This window comes from Pseudomonas mendocina (assembly GCF_900636545.1).
Classification (GTDB): domain Bacteria; phylum Pseudomonadota; class Gammaproteobacteria; order Pseudomonadales; family Pseudomonadaceae; genus Aquipseudomonas; species Aquipseudomonas mendocina.
The window spans coordinates 2,786,561-2,801,564 of record NZ_LR134290.1 but is presented as its reverse complement, the minus strand read 5'-3'; the positions used below and the strand labels follow the sequence as shown (position 1 = coordinate 2,801,564).

Below are 15,004 nucleotides of genomic sequence, written 5' to 3'. Positions count from 1 at the left end.
TGGGGATAGCGTCATGGGAGTTTGGGGGTATGCATGGCTGGCCATGCTGACGCTGGTCGCGGCGCAGCCGTTGATGGCTGCAGAGACCACGGTCGACGACGCACGCGATGCGCTGACCAAGAAGGAGGACGACGCCGACAGCGCCAAGGCGCTGGAGGAGGTCTTCCAGGCTGCGGAGAAGAGCTACACCCTGCTCAAGAAGGGCGAGCGGACGCTGACCTACGGCTTCGACTACTCGTTGTTGCGTGATACGCAGATCCAGACTGTGCGTACCGGGGAGAACATCTACAGTGTAATCGGCCAGAGCGAGGCGCAGCATACCTTCACCAATTCCTTCACCTTCGATTACGGGGTGTGGGACAACCTCACCTTCAGCATGCGCGTGCCGTTTCTGGCCAAGTACGATACAGAGCGTGACCTCAGTACCTACAGCCTCGGCGATATCTCCGCCAGCTTTCGCTGGCAGCCCTGGTCGTCGGTGCGCGGTCGGCCGGTTACCACGCTCTTCGCGACTCTGGGTCTGCCGACCGGCGACAGTCCCTATGACGTCAACCTGGACAATGGCCTGGCCACGGGCAGTGGCTACTACAGCCTGGGCGTCGGCGCGAATCTCTCTTACGTGATCGATCCGGTGGTGCTGTTCGGCTCCCTTGGCTACACCTACAACCTGCCGATTCGCGACGCCGATCAGGTGCGTGGCGGACGCTTGCTGGAGGAAGTTGATCCGGGCTCCAGCCTGTCGCTGAGCATGGGCTTCGCTTACGCGCTGTCTTACGACGTGTCGCTAGCCACCTCCTTCCAGATGGCCCACAACCTGGCACCCAAGTTCAAGTTCAGCGACGCCACCTTCGAGGGCAACGAACAGACCAGTGCAGTGATGAATTTCTCGCTGGGTCTGCGTACGGCGCCCAATACTATCGTCAACGTCAATGCCGGTTTCGGCATGACCGAAGATTCGCCCGATGTCCTGCTCGGTATCTCCATGCCCCTGGATATCAAGGGTCTCAAGGCCGAGTAAGCAGCGAGCGAACCTGATATGACTCATCTTGCCAAGCTGCAGGCTCTGCTGCTGGTGGGGCTCGGCGCGGCCTGCGTCCTGCCTGCCCAGGCGCAACTGGCCAACAACCTGACCATCGGCAACCCCAAGGCCATGGCCATGGGTAACGCCGTCACCGCCGATATCACCGGTATCGATGCCGTGCACTACAACCCGGCGGCACTGAGCAAGCTCAAGGGGCGACAGACTACGGTCAAGCTGCTCAGCGGCGTGATGGATATCCGTGCCAAATTCGAAGCCAGAGAAGGGTACGGCTTCATGGGTTACGACGACGATCCCGTCAAAAACTCCAGTAGTCGCACTTTAACTCCGACCATGTACTTGCCGGGTGTCGGCGGCATGACCGAGTTGCCGGTGCTGGTGGCGCCGCTGGCCGGTTTGTCGATCAACCCGCCTGGCTCCAAGTTCACTTTCGCCACCAACGTCTATGCGCCGATGGCGCTGGGCTACTCCCGCGACTCCGACGACGATCCAGGTCGCTTCCAGGGGCGTCAGGTGTCCTTGCAGCGCATCACCTATTTCTCTCCATCGTTGGCCTACCAAGTCAATGATGAGTTGTCGCTGGGCTTGTCCATCGGCTTTTCCCATCAGGCCGTGGCGCTCAACCAGAACTTTCGCAACCCCGGCATGCTCACCGGTCTGACCCGTATCCTCAACGAGGCGCTTTGTCTGCCGGGGATGGATGACATTATTGGATCGTTGATTAATGTCTGTGGTGGCAAGATCGGCCCTTTCGATTCGCTGGCCAATATGGATCTGGATTTGCAGCAGAGTCTGTCGCCGAGCTACAACCTGGGCATCCTCTGGGAGCCGACCGACTGGTTCGCCTGGGGCGCGACTTACCAGAGTGAGTCGCGCATGAATCTCAAGGGCAAGTACCGCGTCGACTATACCGAGGACTGGGCCGGCTTCTGGCAAGGCTTTCAGGAGGCTCTCGCCGGAAAAATTCTCAGTCCCCTGTTCCCCTATGGGGCCGACGAAGAGAGCGGTAATGCCTCGCTCAAGCTGACCTATCCAGATGCTTTCAGCACCGGTATCAAGGTACGTCCGTTCGACAAGTGGCAGTTCAACCTGGACCTGCGCTGGGTCGGCTATAGCGACTGGAACAATTTCGAGATCGAGTTCGATCGCGAGCTAGATCTGTTACGTATCGCCAAGACCTTCGGCGGTGGCAACGCCACCGATCGCAGCATCATTCTCGATCGCGGCTATCGCGACACCTGGAACTGGGGTGTCGGCGTGCAGTACGACGTCAATGATCGCCTGGCCCTGCGTGCCGGCTACGAGTACCGCCCCTCGGCCATTCCCAAGAACAAGGCCGACGTGCTCGCTCCCGTCGGTGATGCCGATCTCTATGGTCTTGGCCTGGGTTATCGTTGGGACAAGGACACCACCATCGATGTCGGCTTCAACTATTTCGTTTCCAAGCAAAGCATTCCTGCCGGCAGTAGCTGCAACGTCAGCTGCGAAGGGCTGGACAACTTGGTCTACAACCCCTATGCCGGGCTCAATATCGAAACCACGGTCAAGGCCTATATCTTTGCCATGACCTACACCTCGAGGTTCTGAGGCGATGCGCAGTCTGATTATCGTCTTGGCATTGTTGCCCTGGGTGCAGGCCACTGCCAGCAGCCGTTACCTGACCTGGGTCGATGATCTTGGAAGGGTGCACAACACTTTCGTCGATAACCGTTTCGCCGAGCAGCAGGGCCAGGCCAAGCGCCGCGCTGAACAGAGCGATCAGACGCGGCTCGGAGACGGCGGTGCCTGGCCGGGTAGTGCGCCAAGCACGGGGGAGAGCAAGCGCCGCTATTTCACCTGGGTCGATGGCAATGGCCAACTGCAGAACAGTTTTTATGCCGGCGCACAGATTGCCGGTGCGTCGGATCGCGATCAGGTATTGGCCACCGGGGAACGGGCAGGGGAGTACATCGACTCGGCCGTGCTGGAAGGGCGAGGTTTTACCCGTGGCAGCTACGACAGCCCCTATTACACCTGGGTCGACGAACAGGGGCGGACTCACAATTCGCCCGTGCCTACCCAGCAGCAAACCTCTGCTTCCAGCACGACTGCTTCATCGGTGCGCTACAGCGAGGGTCGGCAGATCGAGTTCGAGCGCAGCAAACCGTCGTTGCCGATGCTCGATGGCCAGCCTAGCGCTGCCATGCAGGCGCTGCTTGAGGGCAGTCAGGCGCGTGGTGAAAACCTGTATGGCGAATTGTCGATTCGTTGTTGCGGGCAACTGCGCGACAGCGACTTCAGTGTGTTGTCGGCTGAGGAGCCTCGCTATGAAGAGCTGGATCGCTTCTCGCCCAGTTTCGACTTCCCGATGGGGCGCAGTTATTACGCTGCGCTGAAACTGCCGACATCGCGGCAAAGTTATGGATTGCGTGTGCGCAGTTTTGCCAACCGCCAGGTGGTCTATCCATCGCTGCTGTTTCTCGACGAGGCCAAGCGGCCGACCCGACTGGTCAGCGACGCGGTTTATCAGCTGCATCCGGAGACCTGGTACCGCTACGCCTACATCGAGGGCACGGTGCAGGTGCGCGCCGAACGTGGTGAGCGTTACGTACTGCTGATCACTACCGACGAGGATCGCAGTCTGCAGACGCTGGACAACAAGCCGTTCAAGCGGCCGTTGCAGGACCTGGCTGTGGATGCGGCGGGCATGCAGCGGCATGCGCATGCGGACGAAGGAGCGTTCGAGCTGGCAATCGTGCGTTGAGCCAGCCTTGGGCGCGCCAGGTCGGGGTGACCTGGCGCGACGCTACGGTAGCCGAGCGTCAGACTTCCTTGCTGACGATATGGCCAAACAGCTCCTGGGAGAAACGTACGCGCTCTTCGGCATCTTCCTGAATGCCCTTGGCCTTCAATTCTTCCAGGCGAGCTTCTACGGCGTGAGCACGATGGGTCAGGCCGCAGTCGTTGGCGATCTGGATGTTCAGGCCGGGGCGGGCGTTGAGCTCGAGAATCAACGGGCCCTTGTCCTGATCCAGCACCATGTCCACACCGATGTAGCCCAGGCCGCACAATTCGTAACAGCCGGCGGCGAGCTTCATGAAACCGTCCCAGTTCGGCAGTTGCACACCGTCCACCGCGTTGGTGGTGTCCGGGTGCTTGCTGATCTTGTTGTTCAGCCAGGTGCCGCGCAGGGTCACACCCGTGGCGAGGTCCACACCCACGCCGATGGCGCCCTGGTGCAGGTTGGCCTTGCCGTTGGACTGGCGGGTGGGCAAGCGCAGCATGGCCATCACCGGATAGCCCATCAGCACGATGATGCGGATGTCTGGTACGCCTTCGTAGCTGATGCTCTTGAAGATGGTGTCCGGGGTCACGCGGTACTCGATCAGCGCGCGGTCACGGTGACCACCGAGCGAATACAGGCCTGAAAGGATGCTGGAAATCTGCTGTTCCAGCTCCTCATGGCTGACGATCTTGCCGGAGACCGTCTTGAAACGGTCCTCGAAACGATCCGCGATGACCATGATGCCGTCACCGCCGGCACCTTGCGCCGGCTTGATGACGAAATCGCTGCGCCCGGCGATGATCTCGTCGAGCTTGTCGATTTCCTTCTCGGTTTCGATGATGCCGTACATCTCCGGCACGTCGATGCCGGCCTCGATGGCCCGCTCCTTGGTGATGATCTTGTCGTCGACGATGGGATACAGGTGCCGTTTGTTGTACTTCAGCACGTAGTCCGCATTACGTCGGTTGATGCCCATGATGCCTTTGGCTTCAAGGGCCTTCCACGTCTTGATCAGGCCGAACATGGTCTTAGTCCTTGAGGAAGGCTTTGAAACGGAACAGTTCGGTCAGGCGGTAGCCACGGTAGCGACCCATCGCCAGCATGAAGCCCACCAGGATCAGCAGGATCGCTGGGAAGGTGAACACGAAGTACACCAGCTCCGGCACGCTCATCAGCAGGTGGGCGATGGTTGCGGCGAACAGGGTGCCGATGGCGACCTTGAAGGCGTGGCCACCACCGCGCTCTTCCCAGGTGATCGACAGACGTTCGATGGTCATGGTCAGAATCACCATCGGGAACAGCGCCACCGACAGGCCGCGTTCCAGGCCCAGCTTGTGGCTGAGCAGGCTGATGGCGGCGATCAACACCACGACGAAGGTCAGTACCACCGACAGGCGCGGTAGCATCTGTAGTTTGAGGTGTTCCAGATAGGAGCGTAGCGACAGGCCCAGTGCCGTTATCACGGTGAACAGGAAGATACCGAAGCCCAGCTGGGTTTCACGGAAGGCCAGGGCGATCAGTACCGGGGTGAAGGTGCCGAGGGTCTGCAGGCCGCCGAGGTTGCGCAGGATCAGGATGACCAGCACGCCGATCGGGATCATCACCATGATCATGAAGGTCTGCTGGGTCTGCAGCGGCAGCCCGTACAGCGAGTATTCGAGGAAGCTGGCGTCGGTGTTCTCGTCGGTCAGCTTGGCCAGGCGAATGGCGTTCATCTCGCTGTTGTTCAGGCTGAAGCTGACCTGCGCCTGACGGCCGCCTTCGAGGCTGACCAGATCGCCATCGCCGATCCACCAGACCAGGCGATCGGCCGGCAGGCCCTGCTCACCGGTTTCCGGGTTGAAATACAGCCACTTCTGGCCATTGAAGCTGCGCAGCCACAGCTCCGGCGACTGCGCCACCTCGGCCTGCAGGCGAATGGTGTGAACGCGTTCCATAGGCACGTGAGCGATGGACAGCAGCAGGTCGACCACCTTGGCCTTGTTGGCGGTGGAGGCGTCGCCGCCGAGCAGCAGCTTGACGTTGTCGTCGTTGGCGTTGTTGACGCGCTTGATGGTCTCGCTGATGAAGGTTTCGACGTCTGCCGAGTGCTGGCGGATCGGCGCGAGCAGGGCTTCGGCTGCGATCTTCTCCGGGCCTTCGACCGGGATGCTGTCGCGGAAGATCGGGCCTTTGGCCGGTGGTTGTTCACCGCTGTAGCGCTTGGTCAGGACCAGACGGTAGTAAAGGGTCTGCTTGCCGCTGGCACGACGGGCCGACCAGGTGACACGGCGGTTGCCGTCCACACGGTTGACGCTGACGCCGTAGTTGTTGGAAATGAAGCTCTCGTTGAGACTCACGTAATCCTGGTTCAGCGGCGGTACGAACATCTGCAGCTTCACCGGCTCGCGCGGGGTCGCCTGGAATTCGACCTTGGCGTCGATGTTCCACAGATCGTCGGTCTCGTCCTCGGTCACCGGGATGCCGAGAATGAAGATTTGGTATGCCGTAATCAGAACGCCCAGGGTCACCAGCAGGGTGATCAGGACTTTCAGATGCAGGTTAAGAGAGCGCATGGGAATTACTCGCCAGGGGTTGCGTCGTCGGTGCAGTCGGGTTTGCCGGCCGCGTATTTAAGGCTTGGATCGACCATGGCTTCGAAGTCCTTGAGCGCTTCGGAGCCGATCAGAAGCGGGTATTGGAATGCGCTTCGGTCGGTCAAGTTCACTTCGATGGTGCGCAGGGTCTGCCCCATGCACAGTTCAAGGTCGATGACAGGGCGTGCGGTGTAGCTCTTGTCCTCTTCGGGATCGAAGTCGCCAGCCCGTCGTTTGATCTTGCTGATGCGCGCCAGTGGCCGTTCGATGGTCCGCTCGTGGGCATCATCGATGGCCAGCACGAAGCGCACCCAGGTTTCTCCGTCACGCTTGAAGCGTTTGATGTCGCGCGCGCTGAGCGAAGCCGTCTTGGCGCCGGTGTCGAGCTTGGCCGCTACCTGCAGATCCAGTTCTTCTATATGAATGTATTCGTTCAGGCCATAGATCGACTTGCCCATGGCCAGGGCCGGGCAGGACAAGGTGAGCAGGCAGAGAAACAGGGAGAAGGGTTTCAGTCTCATGTGTCCTTGAGAAGGTATTGCCAGGGGCGGGTGAGCGACAGCGTCTGGCGGCATCCTGCCATATAACTGTCTGCCGGGAAGTCTAGCAGGCATGGCAAAAGGCGTTAACCGGGCGTGAGTAGGTGGATTCTAACATGGGGATTTTCCGTGCTGACAGCAGCTTATGTAGCTTTCTGCAAGTAAGGTCGCGCCTCGGCGAGCGTGGCAGAAGAAAAATATTGTCGACAATACTTTGCTCTGCTTTGACGATTTTGCCGTTATGGCGTATTTTTATCGCCATTGAAAGTTATTGGTGTCGACAATCATGCTGCTAGAATCAGATGCGCCGGCAATGCCGCAGGTGGATTCGGAAACACTTTCCGAGCATGTGTTTCGCCTGATCCAGGCGGCCATCGTCAAGGGCGAGATCGCGCCGGGCAGCAAGATCTCCGAGCCCGAGCTGGCGCGCACCTACGGCATCAGCCGGGGGCCGCTGCGTGAGGCGATCCACCGGCTGGAGGGGCAGAAGCTGCTGGTGCGCGTGCCGCATGTGGGCGCACGGGTGGTGTCGCTCAGCCATGCCGAGCTGATCGAGCTGTACGAGATTCGCGAATCCCTCGAGGGCATGGCTTGCCGCCTGGCGGCCGAGCGCATGACCCAGCAGGAGATCGATGAGCTGCGCCGGGTGCTGGAGCTGCACGAGCAGGACGCCGCCTTCAAGGCCGGCGTCGGCTACTACCAGCAGGAAGGCGACTTCGACTTTCACTACCGGATCATCCAGGGCAGCGGCAACCGCACCCTGGCCAAACTGTTGTGCGACGAGCTGTACCAGCTGGTGCGCATGTATCGCCTGCAGTTCTCCGCCACGCCCAATCGGCCGCACCAGGCTTTCACCGAACATCACCGCATTCTCGATGCCATCGCCGACCGTGACGGCGAACTGGCCGAACTGCTGATGCGCCGTCACATCGGCGCCTCCAAGCGCAATATCGAGCGCCACTACAGCGAAGCGCTCGCCACTTCATCCAAGACCCGAGGTGATTCATGACCCAGCTTTCCGCCGGCCAGCGTTTCCGCCAGGCCCTCGCCGAAGAGCAACCGCTGCAGGTGATCGGCGCGATCAACGCCAACCATGCACTGCTGGCCAAGCGTGCCGGCTTTCGTGCCATCTACCTGTCCGGTGGCGGTGTTGCAGCCGGCTCGCTCGGGCTGCCGGATCTGGGCATCAATACCCTGGATGACGTGCTCACCGACGTACGCCGCATCACCGATGTCTGCGATCTGCCGCTGCTGGTCGACATCGACACCGGCTTCGGCCCATCGGCCTTCAATATCGAGCGCACCATCAAGAACCTGATCAAGGCCGGCGCTGCTGCGGCGCATATCGAGGATCAGGTCGGTGCCAAGCGCTGTGGCCACCGTCCGGGCAAGGAGATCGTCTCCTGCGAGGAAATGGTCGACCGCGTGAAGGCTGCCGCTGACGCCAAGACCGATCCGGACTTCTTCCTCATCGCCCGCACCGACGCCATCCAGGCCGAGGGCGTGGACGCCGCCATCGAGCGGTGCCAGGCCTACGTCGAGGCCGGCGCTGACGGCATTTTCGCCGAGGCTGCCTACGACCTGCCGACCTACAAGCGTTTCGTCGAGGCGCTGAAGGTGCCGGTGCTGGCCAACATCACCGAATTCGGTGCCACGCCGCTGTTCAGCCGCGACGAACTGGCCTCGGTCGGTGTGGCCGTCCAGCTTTATCCGCTGTCGGCCTTCCGCGCGGCGAACAAAGCGGCGGAAACTGTCTACACCTCGATTCGCCAGAACGGCCATCAGAAAGACGTCATTGAACTGATGCAGACTCGTGCCGAGCTGTACGACCGCATCGGCTATCACGCCTTCGAGCAGAAGCTCGACGCGCTGTTCGCCGCCGGCAAGAAGTAAACAGTAGGGTGGGCCGGGCGACGATTCGTTTCAGCCCACCGCATCAGCGCTGCCGGTGGGCCGAAGCGAATCGCCCCCCCCGCAAAGCTCAGCAGAACAAAAAGAGTCGAGGAGATAACCATGAGTGCCACCGAAACCACCCCTGGCTTCAAACCGAAAAAATCCGTCGCCCTGAGCGGCACCGCCGCCGGCAACACCGCGCTGTGCACCGTCGGCCGCACCGGCAACGACCTGCACTACCGCGGCTATGATGTGCTCGATTTCGCCAACCGCTGCGAGTTCGAGGAAATTGCCCACTTGCTGGTGCACGGCAAGTTGCCCAACGTCGCCGAGCTGGCTGGCTACAAGGCCAAGCTCAAGGCCCTGCGTGGTCTGCCTGCTGGGGTCAAGGCCGCACTGGAACAACTGCCGCCCTCGGCCCATCCGATGGACGTGATGCGCACCGCCGTCTCCGTACTCGGTTGCCTGGCGCCGGAGAAGGACGACCACAACCATCCGGGTGCTCGTGATATCGCCGACAAGCTGATGGCCAGCCTTGGTTCGGCGCTGCTGTACTGGTACCACTACAGCCACAACGGCAAGCGCATCGAGGTGGATACCGATGACGACTCCATCGGTGGCCATTTCCTGCATCTGCTGCATGGCGAGAAACCGCGCGAGTCCTGGGTACGCGCCATGCATACCTCACTCAACCTGTACGCCGAGCATGAATTCAACGCTTCGACCTTCACCTCGCGGGTGATCGCCGGTACCGGTTCCGACCTGTTCTCCTGCATCGCCGGCGCTATCGGCGCGCTGCGTGGGCCGAAACACGGCGGCGCCAACGAGGTGGCCTTCGAGGTGCAGAAGCGCTACGACAACCCGGACGAGGCCGAGGCCGATATCCGCGAGCGGGTAGGGCGCAAGGAAGTGGTGATCGGCTTCGGTCATCCGGTCTACACCGTGAGCGACCCACGCAACAAGGTGATCAAGGAAGTGGCCCGCGAGCTGTCCGTGGAGCAGGGCAATACCAAGATGTTCGACATCGCCGAGCGTCTGGAAACTATCATGTGGGACATCAAGAAGATGTTCCCCAACCTCGATTGGTTCAGCGCCGTCAGCTACCACATGATGGGCGTGCCCACCGCCATGTTCACCCCGCTGTTCGTCATCGCCCGCACCGCCGGCTGGTCCGCTCATGTCATCGAGCAACGCATCGACGGCAAGATCATCCGTCCGAGCGCCAACTACACAGGCCCCGAAGACCTGAAGTTCGTGCCGCTCAAGGATCGTAAATAACCATGAATGACACCGTGAATAGCCAATACCGCAAGCGCCTGCCTGGCACCGCGCTGGATTACTTCGACGCCCGCGAGGCGGTCGAGTCGATCCAGGCCGGCGCTTGGGACAAGCTGCCCTACACCTCGCGCGTACTTGCCGAGCAACTGGTGCGTCGCTGCGATCGGCAGGATCTGACCGCCTCGCTGGAGCAACTGGTCTACCGCAAGCGCGACCTGGATTTTCCCTGGTACCCGGCGCGCGTGGTCTGCCACGACATTCTTGGCCAGACCGCGCTGGTCGACCTGGCCGGCTTGCGCGACGCCATCGCCGAAAAAGGTGGTGATCCGTCCAAGGTCAACCCGGTGGTGCCGACCCAGTTGATCGTCGACCACTCGCTGGCCGTGGAAGCGCCGGGCTTCGACCCGGATGCCTTCGAGAAGAACCGCGCCATCGAGGATCGCCGCAACGAGGATCGCTTCCACTTCATCGACTGGACGAAAACAGCGTTCAAGAACGTCGACGTGATCCCGGCCGGCAACGGCATCATGCACCAGATCAACCTGGAGAAGATGAGCCCGGTGATCCAGGCGCGCGGCGGCATCGCCTTCCCCGACACCTGCGTCGGCACCGACTCGCACACCCCGCACGTGGATGCACTGGGCGTGATCGCCATTGGCGTCGGCGGTCTGGAGGCCGAGACGGTGATGCTTGGTCACCCATCGATGATGCGCCTGCCCGATATCGTCGGCGTCGAACTGACCGGCAAGCGTCAGCCGGGCATTACCGCCACCGATATCGTCCTGGCGCTGACCGAGTTCCTGCGCAAGGAGCGCGTCGTGGGTGCCTACGTCGAGTTCTTCGGCGAGGGTGCGGACAGCCTGTCCATCGGTGACCGCGCGACCATCTCCAACATGTGCCCGGAATACGGCGCCACCGCCTCGATGTTCTATATCGACGGTCAGACCATCGACTACCTCAAGCTTACTGGCCGCGAGCCGGAGCAGGTGGCGTTGGTGGAAACCTACGCCAAGACCCTTGGCCTGTGGAGCGACGCGCTGAAAACCGCCGAGTACGAGCGCGTGCTGCGTTTCGACCTGGGCAGCGTGGTGCGCAACATGGCCGGCCCGAGCAACCCGCATCGGCGCCTGCCGACCTCGGCGCTGGCCGAGCGCGGTATCGCCGACGAAGCCAAGCTGCAAGCCGGCAAGGGTGAAGAAGCCCAGGGGCTGATGCCAGATGGCGCGGTGATCATCGCCGCCATCACCAGTTGCACCAACACTTCCAACCCGCGCAACGTCATCGCCGCCGGTCTGGTGGCGAAGAAGGCCAATGCGCTGGGCCTCGTGCGCAAAACCTGGGTGAAAACGTCGTTCGCTCCCGGCTCGAAAGTCGCCAAGCTGTACCTCGAAGAGGCCGGCCTGCTGCCGGAACTGGAGAAGCTCGGCTTCGGCATCGTTGCCTACGCCTGCACCACCTGCAACGGCATGTCCGGCGCGCTCGATCCGGTGATCCAGAAGGAAATCATCGACCGTGACCTGTACGCCACGGCTGTGCTTTCGGGCAACCGTAACTTCGACGGGCGTATCCACCCCTACGCCAAGCAAGCCTTCCTCGCCTCGCCGCCGCTGGTGGTGGCTTATGCCATTGCCGGCACTGTGCGTTTCGATATCGAGCAGGATGCGCTGGGCACCGATGCCCAAGGCAGGCCGATCACGTTGAAGGACTTGTGGCCGAGTGACGAGGAGATCGATGCCATCGTCGCCGCCTCGGTGAAGCCCGAACAGTTCAAGCAGATCTATATTCCGATGTTCGACCTGGGCAGCGTGCAAGAGGCCGAGAGCCCGTTGTACGACTGGCGGCCGATGAGCACCTATATCCGCCGCCCGCCTTACTGGGAAGGCGCGCTGGCCGGCGAGCGCACGCTCAAGGGCATGCGCCCGCTGGCGATCCTGCCGGACAACATCACCACCGACCACCTGTCTCCATCCAATGCCATCCTGGCGGACTCGGCAGCTGGCGAGTACCTGGCGAAAATGGGCCTGCCGGAGGAGGACTTCAACTCTTACGCGACCCACCGTGGCGATCACCTGACCGCGCAGCGCGCCACCTTTGCCAACCCGCAACTGGTCAACGAGATGGTCGTGGTCGACGGACAGGTGAAGAAGGGCTCGCTGGCCCGCGTCGAGCCGGAAGGTCAGGTGATGCGTATGTGGGAGGCCATCGAAACCTACATGAACCGCAAGCAGAACCTGATCATCATTGCCGGTGCCGACTACGGCCAGGGCTCGTCCCGTGACTGGGCGGCCAAGGGCGTGCGTTTGGCAGGCGTGGAGGTGATCGTCGCCGAGGGCTTCGAGCGCATCCACCGCACCAATCTGGTGGGCATGGGTGTGCTGCCGGTGGAGTTCAAAGCGGGCACCACGCGCCTGACCCTGGGGCTGGACGGCACCGAAACCTATGACATCGAGGGCGACATTTCGCCGCGTTGCGAGCTGACCCTGGTGGTCAATCGCCGCAGCGGTGAGGTAGTGCGCGTGCCGGTGACCTGCCGCCTGGATACCGCGGCGGATGTCAGCGTGTACAAGGCCGGCGGCGTGCTGCAGCGCTTCGCCAAGGACTTCCTCGAAGGCGCGGTGGCGTGATGACGCGGTCTGCTCCCTCTCCCATTCATGGGAGAGGGAAGATAAGCGCGTAGCCCGGATGAAATCCGGGGCAAGGTTGAATGATTCGATCCCGGATTGCATCCGGGCTACTTCAGGACTGCACTCATGGCTCATCTGCCTCAAGTTAAAATCCCCGCCACCTACATCCGAGGCGGCACCAGCAAGGGCGTGTTCTTCCGCCTGCAGGATCTGCCCGAGCGCTGCCAAGTGCCGGGCGAGGCGCGCGACAAGCTGTTCATGCGCGTGATCGGCAGCCCCGATCCGTATGCCGCGCAGATCGACGGCATGGGCGGCGCTACCTCGAGCACTTCCAAGTGCGTGATCCTGTCGAAGAGCCGCCAGCCCGAGCACGACGTCGACTACCTCTACGGCCAGGTCTCCATCGACAAGGCTTTCGTCGACTGGAGCGGCAACTGCGGCAATCTCTCGACCGCAGCCGGTGCCTTCGCCATTCACGCCGGCTTGGTCGATCCCGAGCGGATTCCCGACAACGGTACCTGCGTGGTGCGCATCTGGCAGGCCAATATCCAGAAAACCATCATCGCCCATGTGCCGATCACCAACAGCCAGGTGCAGGAAACCGGCGATTTCGAACTCGATGGTGTGACCTTTCCGGCGGCGGAGATCGTGCTGGAATTCCTCGATCCGTCCGATGACGGCGAGGAGGGCGGTTCGATGTTTCCCACCGGTAACCTGGTGGATGAGCTTGAAGTGCCCGGCATCGGTACCTTCAAGGCGACCATGATCACGGCTGGTATCCCGACGATCTTCGTCAATGCCGAAGATATCGGCTATCAGGGCACCGAACTGCGCGACGCCATCAACGGCGACCCGGCGCAGTTGGCGCGTTTTGAGCAGATCCGTATTGCTGCAGCGCTACGCATGGGACTGATCAAAACGGCCGAGGAGGCTGCGACACGTCAGCACACCCCGAAGATCGCCTTCGTCAGCCCGCCCAAGGATTACCGCACGTCCAGTAGCAAAGACGTGAATGCCGGTGAGGTCGATCTGCTGGTACGAGCGCTGTCCATGGGCAAGCTGCACCACGCGATGATGGGCACCTGCGCGGTAGCCATCGGCACGGCGGCGGCGATCCCCGGCACCCTGGTCAACCTGGCTGCGGGTGGCGGTGAGCGTGAGGCGGTGCGCTTCGGTCATCCATCTGGCACCTTGCGGGTTGGTGCACAGGCCAAGCTGGTAAATGGTCAGTGGACGGTAACCAAAGCAGTGATGAGCCGTAGCGCGCGCATCCTGATGGAAGGTTGGGTGCGTGTGCCGGGCGATAGTTTCTAATGCCTAAACTAGAAAGGGCTCGAAGTCTCAAGCCCTTTCTCTTTTAAAACAAGATGTTGCGGGGGTTATTTAAGGCGTCGCTCAACACCTTTCTCCACCAGAATCTTGGCCGAGATCTCCTCGACCGAGAAATGCGTGGAGTTGATGAAGGCGATGTTTTCGCGGCGGAACAGGCTCTCGACCTCGCGCACTTCAAACTCGCATTGCGCATAACTGGCATAGCGGCTGTTCGGCTTGCGCTCGTGGCGGATGGCGGTGAGACGATCCGGGTCGATGGTCAGGCCGAACAGCTTTTCGCGGTACTTCTTCAGCGAGTCGGGAAGCTGCAGGCGCTCCATGTCGTCTTCGGTAAGCGGATAGTTGGCGGCACGGATGCCGTACTGCATGGCCATATATAGGCAGGTGGGCGTTTTGCCGCAGCGCGATACGCCGACCAGGATCAGATCAGCCTTGTCGTAATAGTGAGTGCGCGCGCCGTCGTCATTGTCCAGCGCAAAGTTAACCGCCTCGATACGCTCCATATAGTTGGAGTGCTGGCCAATGGAGTGGGACTTGCCGACGGAGTAGGAAGAGTGCGAACTCAACTCCTGCTCCAGGGGCGATAGGAAGGTGGAGAAGATATCGATCATGAAACCATTTGCGGTATCGAGGATCGCACGAATATCTCGATTGACGATGGTGTCGAAGATGATCGGACGCACGCCATCCCTTTCAGCGGCAGCATCGATTTGTTGTACCATGGCGCGCGCTTTATCGACGCTGTCGATATAGGGACGCGTGAGTTTGGTGAATTGAATATTCTCGAACTGCGCGAGCAAGCTCTGGCCCAGGGTTTCGGCCGTGATGCCGGTGCCGTCGGAGATGAAGAAAGCGGTACGTTTCATTTGCGCCAAAGGCCTTAAGCTGAGATCGATTCTTGGCTATGATAGGCCGCGTTTTTCGCCGGCCCCATGGGGTTTCGGCATTGTTACTTATTC

At 61.3% G+C, this 15,004-nt stretch carries 12 protein-coding genes; 8 read left to right on the top strand and 4 right to left on the bottom strand.

Going from position 1 to position 15,004, the window contains the following annotated elements; translation table 11 throughout:
• The first annotated feature begins 13 nt into the window (after positions 1-13).
• Genes EL191_RS12950 through EL191_RS12940 form a run of 3 tightly spaced genes read left to right on the top strand, consistent with a single transcriptional unit; the run spans position 14 to position 3,782 of the window.
• Entirely contained in the window at positions 14-1,018 is a 1,005-nt protein-coding gene (locus tag EL191_RS12950) for a transporter (RefSeq protein ID WP_041769463.1), read from the top strand.
• An 18-nt stretch (positions 1,019-1,036) separates the two neighbouring features.
• A complete protein-coding gene (locus EL191_RS12945; protein ID WP_041978952.1) occupies positions 1,037-2,626 on the top strand; it encodes an outer membrane protein transport protein in 1,590 nt (529 codons plus the stop codon).
• A 4-nt stretch (positions 2,627-2,630) separates the two neighbouring features.
• Positions 2,631-3,782 carry a MalM family protein gene (locus tag EL191_RS12940; protein ID WP_041978955.1) on the top strand — a complete coding sequence of 384 codons (1,152 nt, stop codon included), beginning with the start codon at positions 2,631-2,633 and terminating at the stop codon, positions 3,780-3,782.
• A 58-nt stretch (positions 3,783-3,840) separates the two neighbouring features.
• Here the strand turns inward: EL191_RS12940 and EL191_RS12935 are convergent, their stop codons facing one another.
• The 3 genes from EL191_RS12935 to rloA are packed head-to-tail and all read right to left on the bottom strand — an operon-like array spanning position 3,841 to position 6,900.
• Positions 3,841-4,827, bottom strand: coding sequence for an alpha-L-glutamate ligase-like protein (locus tag EL191_RS12935; protein ID WP_013715748.1), 987 nt, complete (start codon positions 4,825-4,827; stop codon positions 3,841-3,843).
• A 4-nt stretch (positions 4,828-4,831) separates the two neighbouring features.
• Positions 4,832-6,358 carry an osmotic stress tolerance membrane protein RloB gene (rloB, locus tag EL191_RS12930; protein WP_041978957.1) on the bottom strand — a complete coding sequence of 509 codons (1,527 nt, stop codon included), beginning with the start codon at positions 6,356-6,358 and terminating at the stop codon, positions 4,832-4,834.
• A 5-nt stretch (positions 6,359-6,363) separates the two neighbouring features.
• Positions 6,364-6,900: a retropepsin-like aspartic peptidase RloA gene (gene rloA / locus EL191_RS12925; protein WP_041978959.1), complete on the bottom strand. Its 537-nt coding sequence runs from the start codon at positions 6,898-6,900 to the stop codon at positions 6,364-6,366.
• Positions 6,901-7,204: 304 nt separating this feature from the next.
• Here rloA and EL191_RS12920 point away from each other — a divergent pair, with 304 nt between their 5' ends.
• The 5 genes from EL191_RS12920 to prpF all read left to right on the top strand — a co-directional run bounded on the left by EL191_RS12920 (position 7,205) and on the right by prpF (position 14,027).
• Positions 7,205-7,927, top strand: coding sequence for a GntR family transcriptional regulator (locus EL191_RS12920; RefSeq protein WP_041978961.1), 723 nt, complete (start codon positions 7,205-7,207; stop codon positions 7,925-7,927).
• Positions 7,924-8,811: a methylisocitrate lyase gene (gene prpB / locus EL191_RS12915; RefSeq protein ID WP_041978962.1), complete on the top strand. Its 888-nt coding sequence runs from the start codon at positions 7,924-7,926 to the stop codon at positions 8,809-8,811. The genes EL191_RS12920 and prpB overlap by 4 nt, the downstream gene beginning before the upstream one ends.
• 120 nt (positions 8,812-8,931) lie before the next feature.
• A complete protein-coding gene (prpC, locus tag EL191_RS12910) occupies positions 8,932-10,089 on the top strand; it encodes a bifunctional 2-methylcitrate synthase/citrate synthase (RefSeq protein WP_041978965.1) in 1,158 nt (385 codons plus the stop codon).
• Between the two features lie 2 nt (positions 10,090-10,091).
• Positions 10,092-12,713: a Fe/S-dependent 2-methylisocitrate dehydratase AcnD gene (gene acnD, locus EL191_RS12905; RefSeq protein WP_041978968.1), complete on the top strand. Its 2,622-nt coding sequence runs from the start codon at positions 10,092-10,094 to the stop codon at positions 12,711-12,713.
• Positions 12,714-12,839: 126 nt separating this feature from the next.
• Positions 12,840-14,027 (top strand): 2-methylaconitate cis-trans isomerase PrpF, encoded by a 1,188-nt coding sequence (gene prpF, locus EL191_RS12900; protein WP_041978970.1) that lies wholly within the window; start codon positions 12,840-12,842, stop codon positions 14,025-14,027.
• A gap of 65 nt (positions 14,028-14,092) precedes the next feature.
• Here prpF and ppsR read toward each other — a convergent pair whose 3' ends face one another.
• A complete protein-coding gene (gene ppsR, locus EL191_RS12895; protein ID WP_013715740.1) occupies positions 14,093-14,911 on the bottom strand; it encodes a posphoenolpyruvate synthetase regulatory kinase/phosphorylase PpsR in 819 nt (272 codons plus the stop codon).
• Positions 14,912-15,004: the final 93 nt, after the last annotated feature.

Bases quoted from the DNA above. Each gene is read 5' to 3' on its own strand.
- EL191_RS12950 (WP_041769463.1), top strand. From the start codon at position 14: ATGGGAGTTTGGGGGTATGCATGGCTGGCCATGCTGACGCTGGTCGCG.
- EL191_RS12945 (WP_041978952.1), top strand. From the start codon at position 1,037: ATGACTCATCTTGCCAAGCTGCAGGCTCTGCTGCTGGTGGGGCTCGGC.
- EL191_RS12940 (WP_041978955.1), top strand. From the start codon at position 2,631: ATGCGCAGTCTGATTATCGTCTTGGCATTGTTGCCCTGGGTGCAGGCC.
- EL191_RS12935 (WP_013715748.1), bottom strand. From the start codon at position 4,827: ATGTTCGGCCTGATCAAGACGTGGAAGGCCCTTGAAGCCAAAGGCATC.
- rloB (WP_041978957.1), bottom strand. From the start codon at position 6,358: ATGCGCTCTCTTAACCTGCATCTGAAAGTCCTGATCACCCTGCTGGTG.
- rloA (WP_041978959.1), bottom strand. From the start codon at position 6,900: ATGAGACTGAAACCCTTCTCCCTGTTTCTCTGCCTGCTCACCTTGTCC.
- EL191_RS12920 (WP_041978961.1), top strand. From the start codon at position 7,205: ATGCTGCTAGAATCAGATGCGCCGGCAATGCCGCAGGTGGATTCGGAA.
- prpB (WP_041978962.1), top strand. From the start codon at position 7,924: ATGACCCAGCTTTCCGCCGGCCAGCGTTTCCGCCAGGCCCTCGCCGAA.
- prpC (WP_041978965.1), top strand. From the start codon at position 8,932: ATGAGTGCCACCGAAACCACCCCTGGCTTCAAACCGAAAAAATCCGTC.
- acnD (WP_041978968.1), top strand. From the start codon at position 10,092: ATGAATGACACCGTGAATAGCCAATACCGCAAGCGCCTGCCTGGCACC.
- prpF (WP_041978970.1), top strand. From the start codon at position 12,840: ATGGCTCATCTGCCTCAAGTTAAAATCCCCGCCACCTACATCCGAGGC.
- ppsR (WP_013715740.1), bottom strand. From the start codon at position 14,911: ATGAAACGTACCGCTTTCTTCATCTCCGACGGCACCGGCATCACGGCC.